The 17912-nt window shown below is 61.0% G+C and carries 14 protein-coding genes and 1 pseudogene; 14 read left to right on the top strand and 1 reads right to left on the bottom strand.

What is annotated here, in order from left to right:
* The first annotated feature begins 10 nt into the window (after window positions 1–10).
* Window positions 11–1051 (top strand): Holliday junction branch migration DNA helicase RuvB, encoded by a 1041-nt coding sequence (gene ruvB / locus IEX53_RS12715; RefSeq protein WP_188824543.1) that lies wholly within the window; start codon window positions 11–13, stop codon window positions 1049–1051.
* A gap of 438 nt (window positions 1052–1489) precedes the next feature.
* Here ruvB and IEX53_RS12720 read toward each other — a convergent pair whose 3' ends face one another.
* Complete coding sequence (locus IEX53_RS12720) at window positions 1490–2764, bottom strand: glycoside hydrolase family 5 protein (RefSeq protein ID WP_236016179.1); 1275 nt, start codon at window positions 2762–2764, stop codon at window positions 1490–1492.
* A gap of 48 nt (window positions 2765–2812) precedes the next feature.
* Between IEX53_RS12720 and ybgC the strand changes: the two genes are divergently transcribed.
* From ybgC to IEX53_RS12785, 13 genes and pseudogenes are all read left to right on the top strand, one after another.
* Window positions 2813–3316, top strand: coding sequence for a tol-pal system-associated acyl-CoA thioesterase (ybgC, locus tag IEX53_RS12725; RefSeq protein ID WP_188824544.1), 504 nt, complete (start codon window positions 2813–2815; stop codon window positions 3314–3316).
* 203 nt (window positions 3317–3519) lie between these two features.
* Complete coding sequence (tolQ, locus tag IEX53_RS12730) at window positions 3520–4230, top strand: protein TolQ (protein ID WP_188824545.1); 711 nt, start codon at window positions 3520–3522, stop codon at window positions 4228–4230.
* A gap of 79 nt (window positions 4231–4309) precedes the next feature.
* Window positions 4310–4762 carry a protein TolR gene (gene tolR, locus IEX53_RS12735; RefSeq protein ID WP_188824546.1) on the top strand — a complete coding sequence of 151 codons (453 nt, stop codon included), beginning with the start codon at window positions 4310–4312 and terminating at the stop codon, window positions 4760–4762.
* A gap of 7 nt (window positions 4763–4769) precedes the next feature.
* The gene (gene tolA, locus IEX53_RS12740; protein WP_188824547.1) at window positions 4770–5846 is read left to right on the top strand and encodes a cell envelope integrity protein TolA; all 1077 of its coding nucleotides are present in this window, start codon (window positions 4770–4772) and stop codon (window positions 5844–5846) included.
* Between the two features lie 92 nt (window positions 5847–5938).
* Window positions 5939–7216: a Tol-Pal system beta propeller repeat protein TolB gene (gene tolB, locus IEX53_RS12745; RefSeq protein ID WP_505815384.1), complete on the top strand. Its 1278-nt coding sequence runs from the start codon at window positions 5939–5941 to the stop codon at window positions 7214–7216.
* Window positions 7217–7431: 215 nt separating this feature from the next.
* A complete protein-coding gene (gene pal, locus IEX53_RS12750; RefSeq protein WP_188824549.1) occupies window positions 7432–7950 on the top strand; it encodes a peptidoglycan-associated lipoprotein Pal in 519 nt (172 codons plus the stop codon).
* Window positions 7951–8309: 359 nt separating this feature from the next.
* Window positions 8310–9134, top strand: a pseudogene (gene ybgF / locus IEX53_RS12755) (tol-pal system protein YbgF); the annotation flags it as partial.
* On the top strand, window positions 9115–10536 hold the full coding sequence (gene tilS / locus IEX53_RS12760; protein WP_188824551.1) for a tRNA lysidine(34) synthetase TilS: 1422 nt from the start codon (window positions 9115–9117) through the stop codon (window positions 10534–10536). The pseudogene ybgF and the gene tilS, both read left to right, overlap by 20 nt.
* Before the next feature lie 191 nt (window positions 10537–10727).
* On the top strand, window positions 10728–12668 hold the full coding sequence (gene ftsH / locus IEX53_RS12765; RefSeq protein ID WP_188824552.1) for an ATP-dependent zinc metalloprotease FtsH: 1941 nt from the start codon (window positions 10728–10730) through the stop codon (window positions 12666–12668).
* Window positions 12669–12884: 216 nt separating this feature from the next.
* Window positions 12885–14237: a phosphoglucosamine mutase gene (gene glmM, locus IEX53_RS12770; RefSeq protein ID WP_188824553.1), complete on the top strand. Its 1353-nt coding sequence runs from the start codon at window positions 12885–12887 to the stop codon at window positions 14235–14237.
* Between the two features lie 191 nt (window positions 14238–14428).
* Complete coding sequence (locus IEX53_RS12775) at window positions 14429–15238, top strand: outer membrane protein (protein ID WP_188824554.1); 810 nt, start codon at window positions 14429–14431, stop codon at window positions 15236–15238.
* Window positions 15239–15381: 143 nt separating this feature from the next.
* Complete coding sequence (locus IEX53_RS12780) at window positions 15382–16254, top strand: outer membrane protein (RefSeq protein ID WP_188824555.1); 873 nt, start codon at window positions 15382–15384, stop codon at window positions 16252–16254.
* Between the two features lie 480 nt (window positions 16255–16734).
* Complete coding sequence (locus tag IEX53_RS12785; protein ID WP_188824556.1) at window positions 16735–17910, top strand: phosphoserine transaminase; 1176 nt, start codon at window positions 16735–16737, stop codon at window positions 17908–17910.
* Window positions 17911–17912 lie beyond the last annotated feature (2 nt).

Here is a 17912-nt window from a genome sequence, read left to right on the forward strand (position 1 = left end):
GGAAAGCGGCATGAGTGATGCCCAGCGCCTGATTTCGCCCGACAAGCGGGGTGAGGATATCGACAATACGCTGCGCCCGCAGACGCTCGATGATTTCGTCGGGCAGGCGGCAGCGCGCGCCAATCTGAAAGTGTTCATCGAGGCGGCGAAGACGCGCGGCGAAGCGCTGGATCATGTGCTTTTCGTCGGGCCGCCCGGGCTGGGCAAGACGACACTCGCCCAGATCATGGCGAAGGAGCTTGGCGTTAATTTCCGCTCGACGTCAGGGCCTGTTATCGCCAAGGCGGGCGACCTTGCGGCGCTGCTCACCAATCTCGAAGATCGCGACGTGCTGTTCATCGATGAAATCCATCGTTTGAATCCGGCGGTGGAGGAAATCCTCTATCCGGCGATGGAGGATTTTCAGCTCGACCTCATCATCGGCGAGGGCCCCGCGGCGCGTTCGGTCAAGATCGACCTTGCGAAGTTCACGCTTGTCGCCGCGACGACGCGGCTGGGTCTCCTGACCACCCCGCTACGCGACCGCTTCGGCATTCCCGTGCGGCTTAATTTCTACACCGTCGAGGAATTGGAATATATCGTGCGGCGTGGCGCGCGCATCATGGGCCTTCCCATCTCAGACGACGGTGCGGTGGAGATTGCGCGGCGCGCGCGCGGCACCCCGCGCATTGCGGGACGGCTGCTCCGGCGAGTGCGCGATTTCGCGCTCGTTGCACGGGCCGATACCGTGGACAGACGGATCGCCGACGAGGCGCTGCTGCGGCTGGAGGTGGACAGCCTCGGCCTCGACCAGCTCGACCGGCGCTATCTCGACATGATCGCGCGAAATTTCGGCGGCGGGCCGGTCGGCATCGAGACCATCGCCGCCGGTCTTTCCGAGCCGCGCGATGCGATCGAGGATATTATCGAGCCCTATCTGATCCAGCAGGGCTTCATCCAGCGCACGCCGCGTGGACGGGTTCTGACCGTCAATGCGTGGCGGCATCTCGGCCTGACCGCGCCTTCGGATATTGCTCAGACGCAGATCGGATTGTTTCAGGATGATGATTAGAGTCGCTCATGATGGAATCATTTAGATACAATCTGGCACCGTTGGTGTAGTGGAGCGGGAGAGGCATGGATTCCTGTGACAAGCACAGGAATGACGGGGTGGAGATTTTTCTGCGTCACCGCCAACCGTTCTTGCCAGGCGGAAGGTTGGAAATTGGCCGTCAACGCAAAAGCAACCGTCATTCCTGTGCTCGTCACAGGAATCCATGCCTCAACAGCTGTGCTGCCTCGACGAGGAAGAATACGCGATCAATTCCATCAAAAGTGAAATGCTTTAGAAAAGCCTCAGGTTACTTAAAGTACACCATCAGTATGTTCATGGTATTAATTAATTATCTTGGTTAATATCATGATAAACATAGATCTTTATACGCTTTGATTTAATTTACTTTAAGTAAATCTCGCCCGCAAGAAGCACAAGGCTCTGAATAACTGCGTTTCATTCTGTTGGTTTGAGGCCCATTGCCTTCAGGAGCACGGGATCTAGCGTATGGCCCGTATCGTCTGTCGTGATACCGAATGTCGCGCCCCCCAGACACCATACTGCCCAAGCGTAACCATAGCGCTCGGACAGCGCGGTGATGTCGTGCAGGTAGGCGGCGCGCCAGGCGGTGGGCATGCGGTATGGATTCTGGTATTCCTGCCGGATCATGCCGAACTCGCCGAGGAAGATATCTTCCGCCGGGACATTGTGTTTTTTCGCCCAGGCATCGATGGCCTTGAAGGGGGCTTCGATGACTTTGGCAAGTTTTTCCGGCGTGTCTGTCTCCGCATATTGCTCGTCGAGATAGGCGAGCATTCCGGGGCGGCGCCAGAGCGGCGCGTTGTCCCTGATGCGCTGACGTATTTCCTCGAGGACTTTCTCTTGCTCGGCGGGCGGGACGCTATAGGGAGGATAGGCTATGCCGGTGACATACCGCATGAAATCGCCGGCCCAGCGCGCGCCCTGATGGGTGAGCAGAAACGGCTCGTAACTGTGGAAGCTCCAGATGATGTTGTCGTCGGGAATCTCCCGGGGATCGATCCGCGCCAGCGTGTCTGCCTTGCCCCAGCATGCGCCCGAGAGCACCAGTGTGAGCTTGGGAGCAGAGGACCGCGCGGCGTCAAAAAGCTGCTTCAGCATTTTCGGCCAGCGAGGGGAGGATGTCGCCTCGCAATCGGTGACCGGCTCGTTCATCAGTTCGAAGGCGACCTGGTCCGGCGCCTGCCCAGAAAGCAAACGGCCCATGGTCCGCACCATCTCCAGATAGCGCTCGAAAAGGGCGGGATCGGACATGACATTGGTCATGCTGACGCTGCGCTCGGTGGGAAAAAGATGGAGGTCCACCACGGCCTTCAGCCCGGCTTTATTCACGAGGCGGACGGAGTCGAGAATGCTGCCGTAAAGCTTGTCGCGAAAAGCGGCGGTCTTTTCGGAGAGGAGCGGCGCTGGATCGATGGGGATTCGGACGAAATCGAAACCGGCCTGTCTTACCGCGACCAGATCCTGTTCGCTCATGCTCTTGCGCCATTCCGGGTAGGGCAGGAGAACGCCCTCATCGCTCCAGCGGCTTTCGTCCGGCCAGGTGGTCCAGATTTCCATATTGACGCCGCGCTTCATTTTGAAGGTCGCCGCAGCGGCGGGGCAGGAAAGCGATAGGGCGAGCATCACCCCCAGCAACAGCGGCAGGGTGAGCATCTTCATGGAAAGGATCGGCTTGAATATGCAGGCCAAGAGTGCCATCCCGTCGTCAGCATGAGTGGTTCAAAGGATCAAGCGGGGATGGACAAAGCAAACCAGTTTACCGCAGACAAGGCAAGGGCAGGGGGCGAGACACCGCTTTCCGGCTTGGTGACGGAGCGCGTTCATCGGCTTCTCGCGCGGGTCTATCATGCGGATACGGATTTCTCCGGCGTGGTCTATCATGGCCGCTATGTCGAGTTCCTGGAACGGGGGCGCACCGATTATCTGCGCCTCATCGGCATCCACCATTCCGCGCTTGCCGAGGGCTTGCATGGCGAGGAACTGCTCTGGATCGTGCGGCGCATGGAGCTCGACTTCTGCGCCCCGGCGCGCATCGACGACATACTGACCATCGAAACCGCCATCGAAAATATCTCGGGCGCGCGCATTCATATGCGGCAGCGGATCATGCGGGATGATACGCTGCTGATCGAAGCCAAGGTCGAGGCGGCGCTCATAAACATGGATGGCCGCCCACGCCGCTTTCCAAAAGAATGGAAAGATATTCTCCAGCCAATCGCTAAAATTCTAACTCATCCTTAACCATAACATTCCATGAATGCGCGGGAATGAAAGAAGGTGTTGGCGTGTTCTGCTCGCAGCGCCTTCCTTTCACCAAATTTAGCCGCAAGAAGCCGGATTAAGGGACCTTTAACCTCTTTACAAATGCGGCAATTGCGACGACGAATGCGACCCTTGCCGCCCGGTCCCCATGCCGGGCGTTTGGATTCGAGGATGGTGGACTTATGGAAAACGTAGCGCTTGCGGCGCCTGCAGCCGATGTTACCCTCTGGGGCCTGTTCATGCAGGCGAACTGGGTGGTCAAGCTCGTCATGCTCGGACTTCTCGGCGCGTCGGTCTGGACGTGGGCGATCATCGTCGACAAGACGTTGGGCTATGGCCGGGCGCGCCGCGCAATCGACCGCTTCGAGCAGGTGTTCTGGTCCGGCCAGTCGCTGGAGGAGCTCTACCGAAACCTGAGCGACCGCCGCACCACCGGCATAAGCGCCATCTTCATGGCTGCCATGCGCGAGTGGAAGAAATCCTTCGAGAAGGGCGCCCGCTCGCCCATCGCGCTGCAGATGCGCATCGACAAGGCCATGGACGTGGCGCTGGCGCGTGAGAACGACAAGCTCGAATCCCGTCTCGGCTTCCTTGCGACCATCGGTTCCGCGGCTCCGTTCATCGGTCTTTTCGGCACGGTCGTCGGTATCATGACCTCGTTCCAGGCCATCGCCTCGTCGAAATCGACCAATCTGGCGGTGGTGGCGCCTGGTATCGCCGAGGCGCTTCTGGCCACGGCGATCGGCCTGCTCGCCGCTATCCCGGCGGTTATCGCCTATAACAAGCTTTCGAGCGACGCGGGAAAGATCAGCGCGCGCATGGAAGGCTTCGCCGATGAGTTTTCCGCCATACTCTCGCGGCAAATCGATGAGAAGCTCGCGCCGCGTGGTTAGGGTCGCCGCATGATCTGTCTGGAAAAGTCTCAATTTTCGGGATCGTGCTCCGAGCGTAGAAGAGAGGGAAAGACAAGCCATGGGCATGTCGGTGGGAAATCAGGGGCAGTCGGGCGGCCGCCGTGGCCGTCGCGGGCGCAAGAAAGCCTTGATGAGTGAAATCAACGTCACGCCCTTCGTGGACGTGATGCTGGTGCTGCTCATCATCTTCATGGTCGCCGCGCCAATGCTGACGGTGGGCGTGCCCATCGACCTGCCGGAGACGCAGGCCAAGGAGATGAACGCGCAGACGCAGCCGATCACCGTCTCGGTCAACGACAAGGGCCAGATCTACATTCAGGAAACCGAGATCGGCATCGACGAAGTGGTGCCGAAGCTCGAAGCCATCTCCAAGACCGGCTATGAGGAGCGCATTTTCGTGCGCGGCGACAAGTCGGCGGATTATGGCACCGTCATGAAGGTGATGGCGCGGATTTCGGCGGCCGGTTTCAAGAATATCGGCCTTGTGACCCTCCAGGAGCAGAATAGCTGACGCCATCATGAAGGCCGGCCTCACATCCTCCGCGATCCTGCACGCCGTCATCATCGGATGGGGGCTGTTTACGTTTTCGTCGCCGAAGCCTTTCGAGATTTCGGATGCCGAAGCGTTGCCGGTGGATATCGTGCCGATCGAATCCATCACGCAGATTCAGCAGGGCGACAAGAAGGCGCCGATGAAGGAAAAGTCTGCGCCCAAGCCCACCACCAAGCCGAAGCCGCCGGTTGAAAATGCCGAGAATGCCGGCGACAACGACATCGACATGAAAACGCCGCCCACGCCGGACGCGAAGCCGAAGCCTGTGGAGACGGCGCAGGAGGCGAAGCCGCAGCCGAAGCCGGTTGAGAAGCCCGATCCTGTGCCGGTGGAAAAGCCCGAGCCCAAGCCTGCGCCCAAGCCGACACCGGTTCCGGCGACGGAGGTGCAGCCCAAGCCCGAGCCGAAGCAGGAAGTGAAGCCGGACGCAGTGGCCGAGGCGATCGAGAAGCAGACCGAAAGCCCCGACGCGGAAGCGATGAAGCTTCCCGACAAGGTGCCCGCGCCAGACGCCAAGCCGAAGCCGCCGCAGGCGCAGACGGCCAAGACGCCGGACCGCAAGCAAACGGAAGATACGCAGAAGACCGCGTCGGCAGCCAAGAACACGTCCGAAGACAAGAACGCCATCGCTGACGAGGTGCGGGCGTTACTCAACCGCGAGAAGGCTTCAGGCGGCGGCGCGAAGCGCTCGACGGAGCAGGCTTCGCTCGGCGGTCAGAGGAACACCGGCGGCTCGAAGCTGAGCCAGAGCGAAATGGACGCGTTGCGCGGGCAGATTTCGAAGTGCTGGAACGTGCCCGCTGGCGTCGCGGACGCGCAAGGCCTGCGCGTGACGGTGAAGATGCGGCTCACCGAGACGGGCGAGATCGAGGGCGCGCCGGAGGTCACCTCCACCGGCGGCGGCGATTCGTCGGTCACCCGGGCGGCGGCTGAAAGCGCGCGGCGCGCGGTCATGCGCTGCGCGCCATACAACCTGCCGCGCGACAAATATGATTCGTGGTCGGAAGTCATTGCGAACTTTGACCCCAGTGAAATGTTTTAATGCTTGAACCTGCTTGCCAATCGAATGGCCGGACAAATGAGGTCCCCGAAATTATGAAGAGAGTGATCCGGACGTTTTTCTCAGCCCTCGCCATGTTCGTTGCGGCGAATACGGCGGGTATCGGCCCTGCCGAGGCCGTCGTGGAGATTGATATCAATAAGGGCAATGTCGAGCCGCTGCCGATCGCGATTACCGATTTCCTGTCGGCTGACCAGATGGGCGCGAAAGTCTCCTCCATCATCGCAGCCGACCTGGAGCGCTCCGGCCTGTTCGCGCCGATCAACAAGGGCGCGTTCATCGAGAAGATTTCCAACCCCGACGCCGCGCCGCGCTTCGAGGACTGGAAGGTGATCAACGCGCAGGCTCTGATCACGGGCCGCGTCACCAAGGAGGCGGACGGGCGGCTCAAGGCCGAGTTTCGCCTGTGGGACACCTTTGCTGGGCAGCAACTCGCCGGGCAGCAATTCTATACCGCGCCCGAGAACTGGCGGCGCATCGCCCATATCATCGCCGACGCCATCTATGAGCGTCTGACTGGCGAGAAGGGCTATTTCGACACGCGCATCGTGTTCATCGATGAGTCGGGTTCGGCGCAGCAGCGCGTCAAGCGCCTCGCCATCATGGACCAGGACGGCGCGAACACGATCTATCTCTCCGACGGGCGCGACCTGGTGCTGACTCCGCGCTTCTCGCCCAACCGGCAGGAGATCACCTATATGTCGTTCGCGGGCGGCCGGCCGCGCGTCTATCTGCTGCAGCTCGATACCGGGCAGCGCGAGGTCGTCGGCAATTTCCCCGGCATGACCATCGCGCCGCGCTTCTCGCCCGATGGGCAGAAGGTGATCATGAGCCTGCTGCAGGATGATGGCAGCGCCAATGTCTACACCATGGACCTGCGCAGCCGCACGACGACGCGTCTCACCAGCTCGACGGCCATCGACACCGGCGCCTCCTATTCGCCGGATGGGTCGCAGATCGTCTTCACATCGGACCGCGGCGGGCGTCCGCAGATCTATGTGATGGGCGCGGATGGTTCCAATCCGCGCCGCATCTCGTTCGGCGACGGCAGCTATTCGACGCCGGTCTGGTCGCCGCGCGGTGACCTGATCGCCTTCACCAAGCAGTCGGGCGGGCAGTTCTCCATCGGCGTGATGAAGACCGACGGCTCGGGCGAGCGCCTGCTCACCACCGGCTTCCACAATGAGGGGCCGACCTGGGCGCCGAACGGCCGTGTGCTGATGTTCTTCCGCAAGAACGCTGGCTCCGGCGGTCCGAAGCTCTTCACCATCGACGTCACGGGGCGCAACGAGCGGCAGATCCAGACGCCGAACTTCGCCTCGGATCCGGCTTGGTCGCCCCTGCTCGATTGAGCTAAAGAAGGAAGGGATGCGACAATCTGGCGGGACGATGGCGATTTGAGGCCGTCATTCCGCCGCATTGTCACTTAAATGTGCGAGCAAACAGCCCTCGGGGACGGGGCAACGCGCAAGAAAATATTAACCATAATTCTTGAGCGCGCCTTAACCTCGATATGGTTACTCATTGTTCACTGCAACAGTTCAAATTACCTAAGGAGCCCCGGCCCATGCGCCGTATCCAGTCGATTGCACGCAGCCCGATTGCTGTCGCCCTTTTCATGTCGCTTGCCGTTGCCGGATGCGCCTCCAAGAAGAACCTGCCCAACAATGCCGGTGATCTTGGGCTGGGTGCGGGGGCGGGAGCAAACGGAGCGGTTCCGGGTTCGTCGCAGGACTTCACGGTCAATGTTGGCGACCGTATCTTCTTCGACCTCGACTCTTCGCTGATCCGCGCCGACGCGCAGCAGACGCTCGCCAAGCAGGCGCAGTGGCTGCAGCGTTATCCGCAATATTCGATCACCATCGAAGGCCATGCGGACGAACGCGGCACGCGCGAATACAACCTCGCGCTCGGCCAGCGTCGCGCCGCCGCCACCCGCGACTTCCTCGCCTCGCGCGGCATTCCGGCCAGCCGGATGCGCACGATCTCCTACGGCAACGAACGCCCGGTCGCGGTCTGCGACGCCGACTCGTGCTGGTCGCAGAACCGCCGCGCGGTCACTGTCCTCAACGGCGCCGGCAGCTAAGATTGCGTTTGCGCGTGAAGCGCGATTGCAAAAACGCCACACGGAATGAAGGAAAAGCGGCCAGGCGGCCGCTTTTTCGTTTTAAACAAATTTTGGCCGAACTTGCTTGCCTCCTGTAGGGTACGGATTGATAAAGAGCCGGGCCTGCGAGGCTGTGTTTTAGCCGCATGATCTTGTCCTGATCTGTGCAATGTTCGGGATCATGCTTAGGGATAGGGGTACCGAAGGGGCAAAGTGGAATGAATGGATCGCTGAAAAAACTGATACTGGGCATGGCGCTTCTGCCGCTGCTTGCCGGGCAGGTGTTCGCGCAGGTGGCTGACCCGCGCGTGAGCCAGCTCGAGGAGCAGGTGCGCAACCTCACCGGCAAGATCGAGGAGCTGAACTTCCAGATCCTCCAGATGCAGGAGCAGATGCGCAAGGGGCAGGAAGACAATGAGTTCCGCTTCCAGGAACTCGAAAAGAACAAGCGCTCGGATGCGGGCGGTCGCCAGGACAGGGCGGTCGCGTCCGCTTCCCACGCGGCGAAGGGTGGGGCATCGGGAGATGCCTCTTCCACCGCTCTTGCTTCTCCATCCGCTTCGGGTGCTGCCGCTTCCGGTGTCGCCGATTCCATTGCCATTGATCCGCAAGGCGCATCGGACGGCCGGGGTGTTCCGCCCCGCGCGCTCGGCACGATCCGCTTCGACGCCAATGGCAATGTAATCGGCGAGACGCTGGATGAGGCGGCGACGAAAGGCAGCGGCCCGGCTCCCTCGGTGCCGGCGGGCGGCAACACGATCGCCTCGCTGCCGGAAACGGACAATCCGAACGAGCTTTATAAATTCGCCTACCAGAACATCCTGTCGGGCGACTACCGCGCGGCGGAAAAAGGATTCCGGGAGCATATCAAGCGCTATCCCGCCGACCCGATGACAGCGGATGCGCGGTTCTGGCTGGGCGAATCGCTCTACGGGCAGGAGCGCTATCCGGAAGCCGCGACCGTGTTCATCGATACGCAGCGCGATTATCCGCAGTCCAAGCGCGGCGCGGAAAACCTCTTGAAGCTCGGCATGACGCTGGTGAAGATGAAGGACCATGAGGTCGCCTGCGCCACCTTCGCCGAAGTGCCGGTGCGCTATCCGGGGGCGTCGCAGGCGGTGTTGAACCGGGTGACGGAAGAGCGTGCCAAGAACCGCTGCTGACCTCGATCCATCTGCTATCTTCTCGCGGTTCGATTTCGGTGGCGAGCAGGCGGTCGTGGCGGCGGTATCTGGCGGCGGGGATTCGCTGGCGCTGCTCATTCTCCTCAGGGATTATTTTTCGACGCGCGAGGTCGCGCCGAGGCTGATCGCGGTGACTGTCGATCACGGCCTCAGGCCCGAATCGGCTGATGAGGCGAGGGCGGTCGCGCGGCTATGCCGGGAGCATGGCATCGAGCATCGAATTATGCGGTGGGAAGGCGAGAAGCCCGGCACCGGCATTCCGGCTGCTGCCCGCGAGGCGCGCTACCGGCTTCTGACCGAAGCGGCAGGGGAGGCAGGTGCGCGGATCATCTTCACGGGGCATACGCGGGACGACCAGATCGAGACGTTTCTCATGCGCGAAGTGCGGGGGGAGGGGCGCGGGCTCGCCGGGATGGCCAGCGTTACGTTGCTCGGTGGGCAGTTCTGGCTGGTGCGGCCTTTGCTGAATGTGGGCAGGCAGGATTTGCGTGATTTTCTGAACAAGCGGCAAATCGAGTGGTTCGACGATCCGACCAATGAGAATCCGGCATTCGAGCGCCCAAGGGTTCGGGCGGCTAGAGGGGCCAATCCCTCCCTTCACGCTCGCCCTTCGAGGCTCGCTGCGCGAGCACCTCAGAGTAAGGGCGCTAGGCACGAAGAAAATGAGGCGCTTCTGAACAAGATCGCTTCAATGGCAGCAACGCGGCAGGCGGAAGGCAAGGCGGTTGCCGGTTTTCTCGCTGGAAGCGTCTCCATCGAGGCGGGCGACGTGGCGAGTATCGAAGCGGAGGCGTTGGCGGGGGCGGGACAAGATGTCGCTGCGCTGGCGCTGAGTGTTATCGTAGCAGCTATCGGCGGGCGCAGCTTCCTGTCTGGCGTGGCGGAGCGGGAGCGTCTTCACCTGCATCTCAAAGGCCAAGGACCGGCCAGACTGGCGCTCAGCCGCACCGTCATCCAGCGTGGCGCGCGGCGGCATCTGATCTGGCGCGAGGCGCGCGGGTTGCCGGGACTGGACCTCAAGCCGGGAGAGCGCGGCATTTGGGACGGACGGTTTGAGGTAGCCAATCATCTGCCCGACGGCGAAATCTTACGGATCGCGCCGCCATCCGCCGCCGAGTATGAGCAATTCAGCCGGGAGAAAGGTATCGAGCGGGAAAAATTTCGTCGTGCCGCTGTTTTGGCGGGCCCTGCTGTCTATATGAGGGGCAGGCTTATGGATATTCCGGCCCTCAGCGGTGGACGCTTCCTGCCCGAGGGGGTTGCGTTGAAGCGTCGCATCGCCCTCTACGACCATTTTTTGCCGGGGCACGATATCATGCTCGCCAATGCGGTCCGGCGCCTGTTCGGATTGGCGGATTATCCTGCGCCTCCGCTATTTTAGCCGCATTTGTGCGATGCCAAGGTCGGCCCGGCTGGAAAATGCTCCCCTGCGCACCGCGTTTGTAAACCAGTGCTATAAGATTTGATGCTACGCTTCATGCTTGCCTTGGCAAGGCCTCGCTTCGAACCTATGTTAGTTCAAAATCGCCGTTCCCGGGTTTGGGGCGGAAGTGTTGACCGATTGGACCCGTTATGAATCCCAACTATCGCAACTTCGCCCTGTGGGCGATTATTGCCCTACTCCTGATCGCGCTGTTCAACCTGTTCCAGAGTCCGACGCAGCGCACGGCGTCGCGCGAGATTCCCTATTCGCAGTTCATCAGCGATGTTTCGGGCGGCCGGGTCAAATCGGTCACGATCACGGGTGAGCGGATCACGGGCACCTATTCGGACAGCGGCTCGTCCTTCCAGACCTACTCTCCGGGCGATAACGAGCTTGTCTCTCGTCTTGAAGCCAAGGGCGTGGCGATCTCCGCTCGGCCTGAGACCGATGGCTCCAGTTCCCTTGTCGGTATCCTGCTTTCCTGGCTGCCGATGATCCTGATTCTCGGCGTGTGGATTTTCTTCATGCGCCAGATGCAGGGCGGCTCGCGCGGGGCGATGGGCTTTGGCAAGTCGAAGGCCAAGCTTTTGACCGAAGCGCATGGCCGCGTCACCTTCCAGGATGTGGCGGGCGTGGACGAGGCCAAGGAAGATCTCGAGGAGATCGTCGAATTCCTCCGCGATCCGCAGAAGTTCCAGCGCCTGGGCGGTCGGATTCCGCGCGGCGTGCTGCTCGTCGGCCCTCCGGGAACAGGTAAGACGCTGCTGGCGCGCGCCATTGCCGGCGAAGCGAATGTGCCGTTCTTCACCATCTCGGGTTCGGATTTCGTGGAAATGTTCGTCGGTGTCGGCGCGAGCCGTGTCCGCGATATGTTCGAGCAAGCCAAGAAGAACGCGCCCTGCATCATCTTCATCGATGAAATCGACGCGGTGGGCCGTCATCGCGGCGCCGGTCTGGGCGGCGGCAATGACGAGCGCGAGCAGACGCTGAACCAGCTGCTGGTCGAAATGGACGGCTTCGAGGCCAATGAAGGCATCATCTTGATCGCCGCGACCAACCGCCCTGATGTGCTCGACCCGGCGCTGCTGCGTCCCGGCCGTTTCGACCGTCAGGTTGTCGTGCCCAATCCGGATGTGGCGGGCCGCGAGAAGATCCTGAAGGTGCATGTGCGCAATGTGCCGCTGGCCCCCAATGTGGACCTTAAGGTGCTGGCGCGCGGTACGCCCGGCTTCTCCGGCGCTGACCTGATGAACCTCGTCAACGAGGCGGCGCTGATGGCGGCGCGGCGCAACAAGCGCCTCGTCACCATGCTCGAATTCGAGGACGCCAAGGACAAGGTGATGATGGGTGCGGAGCGCCGCTCCAGCGCCATGACGCAGGAAGAAAAGGCACTGACCGCCTATCACGAGGCCGGCCATGCGGTCGTCGCCATGAACGTGGCGATGGCCGACCCGGTGCACAAGGCGACCATTATTCCGCGTGGCCGTGCGCTCGGCATGGTGATGCAGCTGCCGGAAGGCGACAAATATTCGATGAGTTACAAGTGGATGGTGTCCCGGCTCGCGATCATGATGGGCGGCCGTGTTGCCGAGGAATTGAAGTTCGGCAAGGAGAACATCACCTCTGGCGCTTCGTCCGATATCGAACAGGCGACCAAGCTCGCCCGCGCCATGGTGACGCGCTGGGGCTTCTCCGACAAGCTGGGCCAGGTGGCCTATGGCGAGAATCAGGAGGAAGTCTTCCTGGGCCATTCCGTCGCCCGCCAGCAGAATGTTTCGGAGGAAACCGCGCAGCTGATCGACGCGGAAGTGCGGCAGCTGATTGACAATGCTTACACCGAGGCCCGCTCGATCCTGACCAAGAAGAAAAAGGACTGGATCGCCATCGCCGAGGGGCTGCTCGAATATGAGACGCTGTCGGGCGAAGAACTGAAGGCGATCTGCGCCGGGCAGAAGCCGGCCCGTGACCTCGGCGACGACACGCCGCCGTCGCGCGGGTCGAGCGTGCCGAAGGCTGGCGGCACCACGCGCAAGCGCAAGACCCCGGGCAACGAGCCTGACACGGGCATGGAGCCGCAGCCGCAATCCTGACGCGCGATATTTCAGACCATCAAAAACAGCCGGGCAATGCCCGGCTGTTTCATTTGTATATGCAAAGTGAGTGAGAAAATCGCGCCATGTCTTCGTTTGCCTCTTTTTCACCCCTCGACGTTATTATGTGCCTACCCGTGTGAGTGGAATTGCGTGATCCCGCTGTTTTTGCGATAAAAGGAAAATAGTCGGGGTCCGTTTAGATAAGGCGTGGTTATGAATCGGAAATACTTCGGAACGGACGGTATTCGCGGAAGAGCCAATAGCTTTCCCATGACGCCTGACATCGCCATGAAGGTCGGCATGGCCGTCGGTCTCCTCTTTCGCGAGACAGGCCAGGGCAAGCGCGTGGTGATCGGCAAAGATACCCGTCGTTCTGGCTATATGCTGGAGAATGCGCTGGTCGCAGGCTTTACGGCGACCGGCATGGACGTGTTCCTGCTCGGCCCCATTCCCACGCCGGCGGTGGCGATGCTCTGCCGCTCGCTTCGCGCCGATATCGGCGTGATGATCTCCGCCTCGCACAATCCTTATTACGACAACGGCATCAAGCTGTTCGGGCCCGACGGCTTCAAGCTTTCCGATGAGCTGGAACTCCAGATCGAGAAGCTGATCGAGGAGGATATGTACGCCAAGCTCGCCGGCAATGGCGATATCGGGCGGGCGAAGCGCGTCGAGGGCGATATTTACCGCTATACCGAGTTTGCCAAGCGTACGCTGCCGCGCAATCTTTCGCTCGCGGGTCTGCGCATCGTCGTCGATTGCGCCAATGGCGCGGCTTACAAGGTGGCCCCTTCAGCGCTTTGGGAACTTGGCGCGGAAGTGGTGACGATCAACAACGAGCCGAACGGCGTCAACATCAACGAGGATTGCGGCTCGACGCATCCTATCGGCCTTATCAAGAAGGTGCATGAAGTCCGGGCCGATCTGGGCATTGCGCTCGACGGCGACGCCGACCGCGTGCTGATGGTGGACGAGGGCGGCAATGTCATCGATGGCGACCAGTTGATGGCGGTCATCGCCGAAACCTGGGCGAAAACAAACCGGCTGACCGGTAACGGCATCGTCGCCACCGTCATGTCCAATCTGGGCCTTGAACGTTTCCTTGCGGACATGGGCCTGTCGCTGGCGCGCACCAAGGTGGGCGACCGCTATGTGGTCGAGCATATGCGCGAGCATGGCTTCAATGTCGGCGGCGAGCAGTCCGGCCATATCGTGCTTTCCGATTTCTCGACCACCGGCGACGGGCTCGTTTCGGCCTTGCAGATTCTCGCCGTCATGCAGGACCAGCAGAAGCCGCTGAGCGAGGTTTGCCGCAAATTCGAACCGGTGCCGCAACTTCTGAAGAATGTGCGCACCAAGGGTGGCAAGCCGCTGGAAGACATCACCGTGAAAAGCGCCATCGAGGACGCGCGCGACCGCCTGGGTAATGGAGGCCGTCTGGTCATCCGTCCCTCGGGCACCGAGCCCCTTATCCGCGTCATGGCGGAAGGCGACGACCGCATACTGGTCGAGACGGTGGTGAACGACATCGTCAATGTGATATCGGGCATACGCACTGCTGCCTGAAATATAAGGGGGTAGGGGAATATGTCTTGCTTTGCCTATGGTTTGTCCATTGGCTTACTCCCTTAAGCAAAATGGTGAAGAAACAGGGTTAAGCACGGCTTAACCTTTCCCGTCTATTTTTCCCGATCGAAGTCAGTGGGAATCCGGCGCGAGAACCCAAGCGCCGGCACGTCGGGATGGGAAAAGCCACCATGCAGCATCATTTCAAAAACATCATCGCCGGTGCGGTTATGCTCGCCGCCGCCGGCGTCACGCATTCCGCGCTTGCGGCGGATCTGTCGCCGCCGATGGAGGCGCCATCCGTTCCGGAAGTGGTGCCGCCCGCGGTCGGCGGCTGGTATCTGCGCGGCGATATCGGTTACTCCTGGTCCAAGTTCCGCGAGACGACCTATGACGTTCCCAACAATAATGGTTGCGGCACGTGCGGCTCATTCATCGAGAAATCGCTCGACGGCGACCTGAAGGGCTCGTTCCTTGCCGGTGCGGGTATCGGCTATCAGATAACGGATTATTTCCGCACCGATCTGACCGCCGATTATATGTTTCGGTCGAAATTCGAGGGCGGTTCGTGCTCTCCCGCTGGATGTTCCGACGATCGCACGAAGATGAGCGCGCTGTCGATTCTCGCCAATGCCTATGTGGATCTGGGGAACTTCAACGGCTTCACGCCCTATGTCGGCGCGGGTATCGGCGGCACGCGCGTGAAATGGGATGATCTGGTGGATCACAAGAACGGAACCACGCAGGAAGGCGCAGCGAACTGGCGCTTCACCTATGCGCTCATGGCGGGTGTCGCGTTCGACCTGACGCACAATCTGAAGCTCGATGCCGGATACCGCTACCGCCATGTCAATGGCGGCAAGATGTTCGACGGCGGCCAATGGATCGGCGATGGACATGATGACGGCATGAACATCCATGATGTCCGTGTCGGCCTGCGCTATCAGTTCGGCGCCCCGTCTGTCGCTTATGCGCCGGAGCCGCTGCCCGTTTACAAGTAAGCCTGGCTCACTGCCTCGAGAAGCCCGGTTTTGGCCGGGCTTTTTCGCGGGTGCGCATGCTTAACGGCTGCTTAAGAATTTTGGTTAATGATCGAGAAACGTAACGGCGGAACCATATCTGCCGCTTCCCTTGGGGGATTCGCATGAAACGCATCAAGCGCATTTTCATAGCTGCCTTATCCAGTCCCGTTCTGGTCATCCCGGCACTTGCCGCGGATCTGGGCCCCGCTCCCGTGGAGGCTCCGATTGCAGCCGGGCCGGTCGCAGCCGCTTCTGGCTGGTACCTGCGCGGCGATGTCGGGCACAGTTTCGACGCCAAGGGTGACGGGCGATATGGCGTTTGGGACGAGGCCAGCCATAGCAAGACCGAGTTCGACTATGACGAGATAAAACTGCGCGGTAACACGGATTTCGGCATCGGTGTCGGCTATCGCTTCAACCAGTATCTGCGCGCGGATGCGACGCTTGCCTACTGGAAGCGGGATGTGTTCGGCTCGAGCGAGGCGTTCGGCGGTGCGGTCTCCTTCGACGACACCTCGAAAGTCACCGCCTGGGAGATGATGGCGAATGCCTATGTCGATCTCATCACCTGGGGCAAGGTCACGCCCTATATCGGCGGCGGTGTGGGCTTCACGCGCCTCAAATACGGCACGATGAAGAACCGGTCCTGGTGCCATGATCCTTCCGTCTGCGGTGACAGCTATTGGGCCGACCATGGCGGTTTTTCTTCGACGCGCTTCACCTGGGCGCTGATGGCCGGCATGACGGTCGATATCACCTCCAGGACCAAGCTCGATTTCGGCTACCGCTACTCGCACATCAAGGGCGGCAAGGCTTTCGGATGGGATGCGTCCGACATCGCCGCGGGCGCGACCGGCGTGCAGGGCTACGACAAGGGCTTCGACGTGCATCAGGTTCGTGTCGGCCTGCGCTACGAGTTCGGCGGCCCGGAGGCAGCTTATCAGCCTGAGCCGCTTCCGACCTATAGCGAGCCGGCACCGGTTTATAAGAACTGAGTCGCGGAGTCTCACCTCTGGTGGTCGCTTGAAAATTCCAGGGGAGTGAAGTATATATTCGAAGTAGCCTGACAGGGCCGAAGCCCTGCCAGGCGTTTACCTTACTTTACGAATTGGACCCGCACAGCGACTTGCCAGGTCGTGCGGGTCTTTCGTATTGTAAGGGTGATATAAAGTGGCGGCGTAAACCAATACCACATCGTATCGACTCCTCTCGCAGGCAAGGCTGTGTCCTGCCTCAGTCCGGACGCCTATTCGCCGGATTGCGCGCCCTGATTTCAGTCACTACGCGCTGCTGCTTCTGTCTGCGATAAGTCGAATTAAACTTTAACCATCGGTAGAAATCAATCGGCGTTTCACCTGTGCGAAAGCTGTCGCGGCCGAACAAATTTCTTGACTGCATGCGACGTTTCTCATACCTCCATCAGCGGGCCACTTCTCCCCACCGAGAAGCGTGCTATCTGAGAGGATAGGATAAACATGACTGCTATCGCGAAGCCGGACCAGCGTCCGGCCAATCCTAATTTTTCATCTGGTCCCTGCGCAAAACGTCCCGGCTGGTCGCTGCAAGCACTCGCCGATGCGCCCCTTGGCCGTTCGCACCGCGCGAAAATCGGCAAGACCAAGCTGAAGGACGCCATCGACCTTACCCGCGAAGTTCTGCAGGTGCCCGCCGATTATCGCATCGGGATCGTGCCTGCTTCCGATACCGGCGCCGTGGAAATGGCGCTCTGGTCGCTGCTCGGTGAGCGCGGCGTCGATATGGTCGCCTGGGAGAGCTTCGGCGCGGGCTGGGTGACTGACGTGGTCAAGCAGTTGAAGCTCGCCGATGCGCGCACTTTCGAAGCGCCCTATGGCGAGATCGTCGATTTCAACAGGATCGATTTCGACCGCGATGTGGTCTTCACCTGGAACGGCACCACTTCGGGAGTCCGCGTGCCGAACGCGGATTTCATTCCCGCGGACCGCAAGGGTCTCACCATTTGCGACGCAACGTCTGCCGCTTTCGCGCAGCGCCTCGATTTCTCCAAGCTCGATGTCGTCACCTTCTCCTGGCAGAAAGTGCTGGGCGGGGAGGGCGCGCATGGCATCCTCATCCTGTCGCCCCGCGCCGTCGAGCGACTGGAAACCTACAAGCCCGCCTGGCCGCTGCCGAAGATCTTCCGCCTCACCAAGGGCGGCAAACTGATCGAGGGTATCTTCGTCGGCGAGACGATCAACACACCGTCCATGCTCTGCGTCGAGGATTATCTCGATGCGCTCAACTGGGCGAAGTCGATCGGCGGGCTCGATGCGCTGCTTGCCCGCGCGGACAAGAACTTTGCTGTTCTCGACGCATGGGTCGAGCGGACGCCTTGGATCGCCAATCTGGCGGTGAAGCCGGAAACGCGCTCCAACACCTCCGTCTGCCTCAGCATCGTCGATCCCGATGTGACCGCGCTCGATGCGGATGCGCAAGCCGCCTTCGCCAAGGGCATCGTTTCGGCGCTCGACAAGGAAGGCGTCGCCTATGACATCGGCGCCTATCGCGACGCGCCTTCGGGCCTGCGCATCTGGGCCGGCGCGACGGTCGAGGCTTCCGACCTCGAAGCGCTCACCCAATGGCTCGACTGGGCCTTCGCCAATCAGAAGGCCGCGCTGAAACAAGCGGCCTGATT

The organism is Paramesorhizobium endophyticum, from assembly GCF_014640615.1.
Lineage (GTDB): Bacteria > Pseudomonadota > Alphaproteobacteria > Rhizobiales > Rhizobiaceae > Paramesorhizobium > Paramesorhizobium endophyticum.

What these genes read in the sequence shown, in the direction of transcription:
- ftsH (WP_188824552.1), top strand. Translation starts at nt 10,728, where the DNA reads ATGAATCCCAACTATCGCAACTTCGCCCTGTGGGCGATTATTGCCCTA.
- IEX53_RS12780 (WP_188824555.1), top strand. Translation starts at nt 15,382, where the DNA reads ATGAAACGCATCAAGCGCATTTTCATAGCTGCCTTATCCAGTCCCGTT.
- ybgC (WP_188824544.1), top strand. Translation starts at nt 2,813, where the DNA reads ATGGACAAAGCAAACCAGTTTACCGCAGACAAGGCAAGGGCAGGGGGC.
- tolB (WP_505815384.1), top strand. Translation starts at nt 5,939, where the DNA reads ATGTTCGTTGCGGCGAATACGGCGGGTATCGGCCCTGCCGAGGCCGTC.
- IEX53_RS12785 (WP_188824556.1), top strand. Translation starts at nt 16,735, where the DNA reads ATGACTGCTATCGCGAAGCCGGACCAGCGTCCGGCCAATCCTAATTTT.
- IEX53_RS12775 (WP_188824554.1), top strand. Translation starts at nt 14,429, where the DNA reads ATGCAGCATCATTTCAAAAACATCATCGCCGGTGCGGTTATGCTCGCC.
- pal (WP_188824549.1), top strand. Translation starts at nt 7,432, where the DNA reads ATGCGCCGTATCCAGTCGATTGCACGCAGCCCGATTGCTGTCGCCCTT.
- glmM (WP_188824553.1), top strand. Translation starts at nt 12,885, where the DNA reads ATGAATCGGAAATACTTCGGAACGGACGGTATTCGCGGAAGAGCCAAT.
- tolR (WP_188824546.1), top strand. Translation starts at nt 4,310, where the DNA reads ATGGGCATGTCGGTGGGAAATCAGGGGCAGTCGGGCGGCCGCCGTGGC.
- tolQ (WP_188824545.1), top strand. Translation starts at nt 3,520, where the DNA reads ATGGAAAACGTAGCGCTTGCGGCGCCTGCAGCCGATGTTACCCTCTGG.
- tolA (WP_188824547.1), top strand. Translation starts at nt 4,770, where the DNA reads ATGAAGGCCGGCCTCACATCCTCCGCGATCCTGCACGCCGTCATCATC.
- ruvB (WP_188824543.1), top strand. Translation starts at nt 11, where the DNA reads ATGAGTGATGCCCAGCGCCTGATTTCGCCCGACAAGCGGGGTGAGGAT.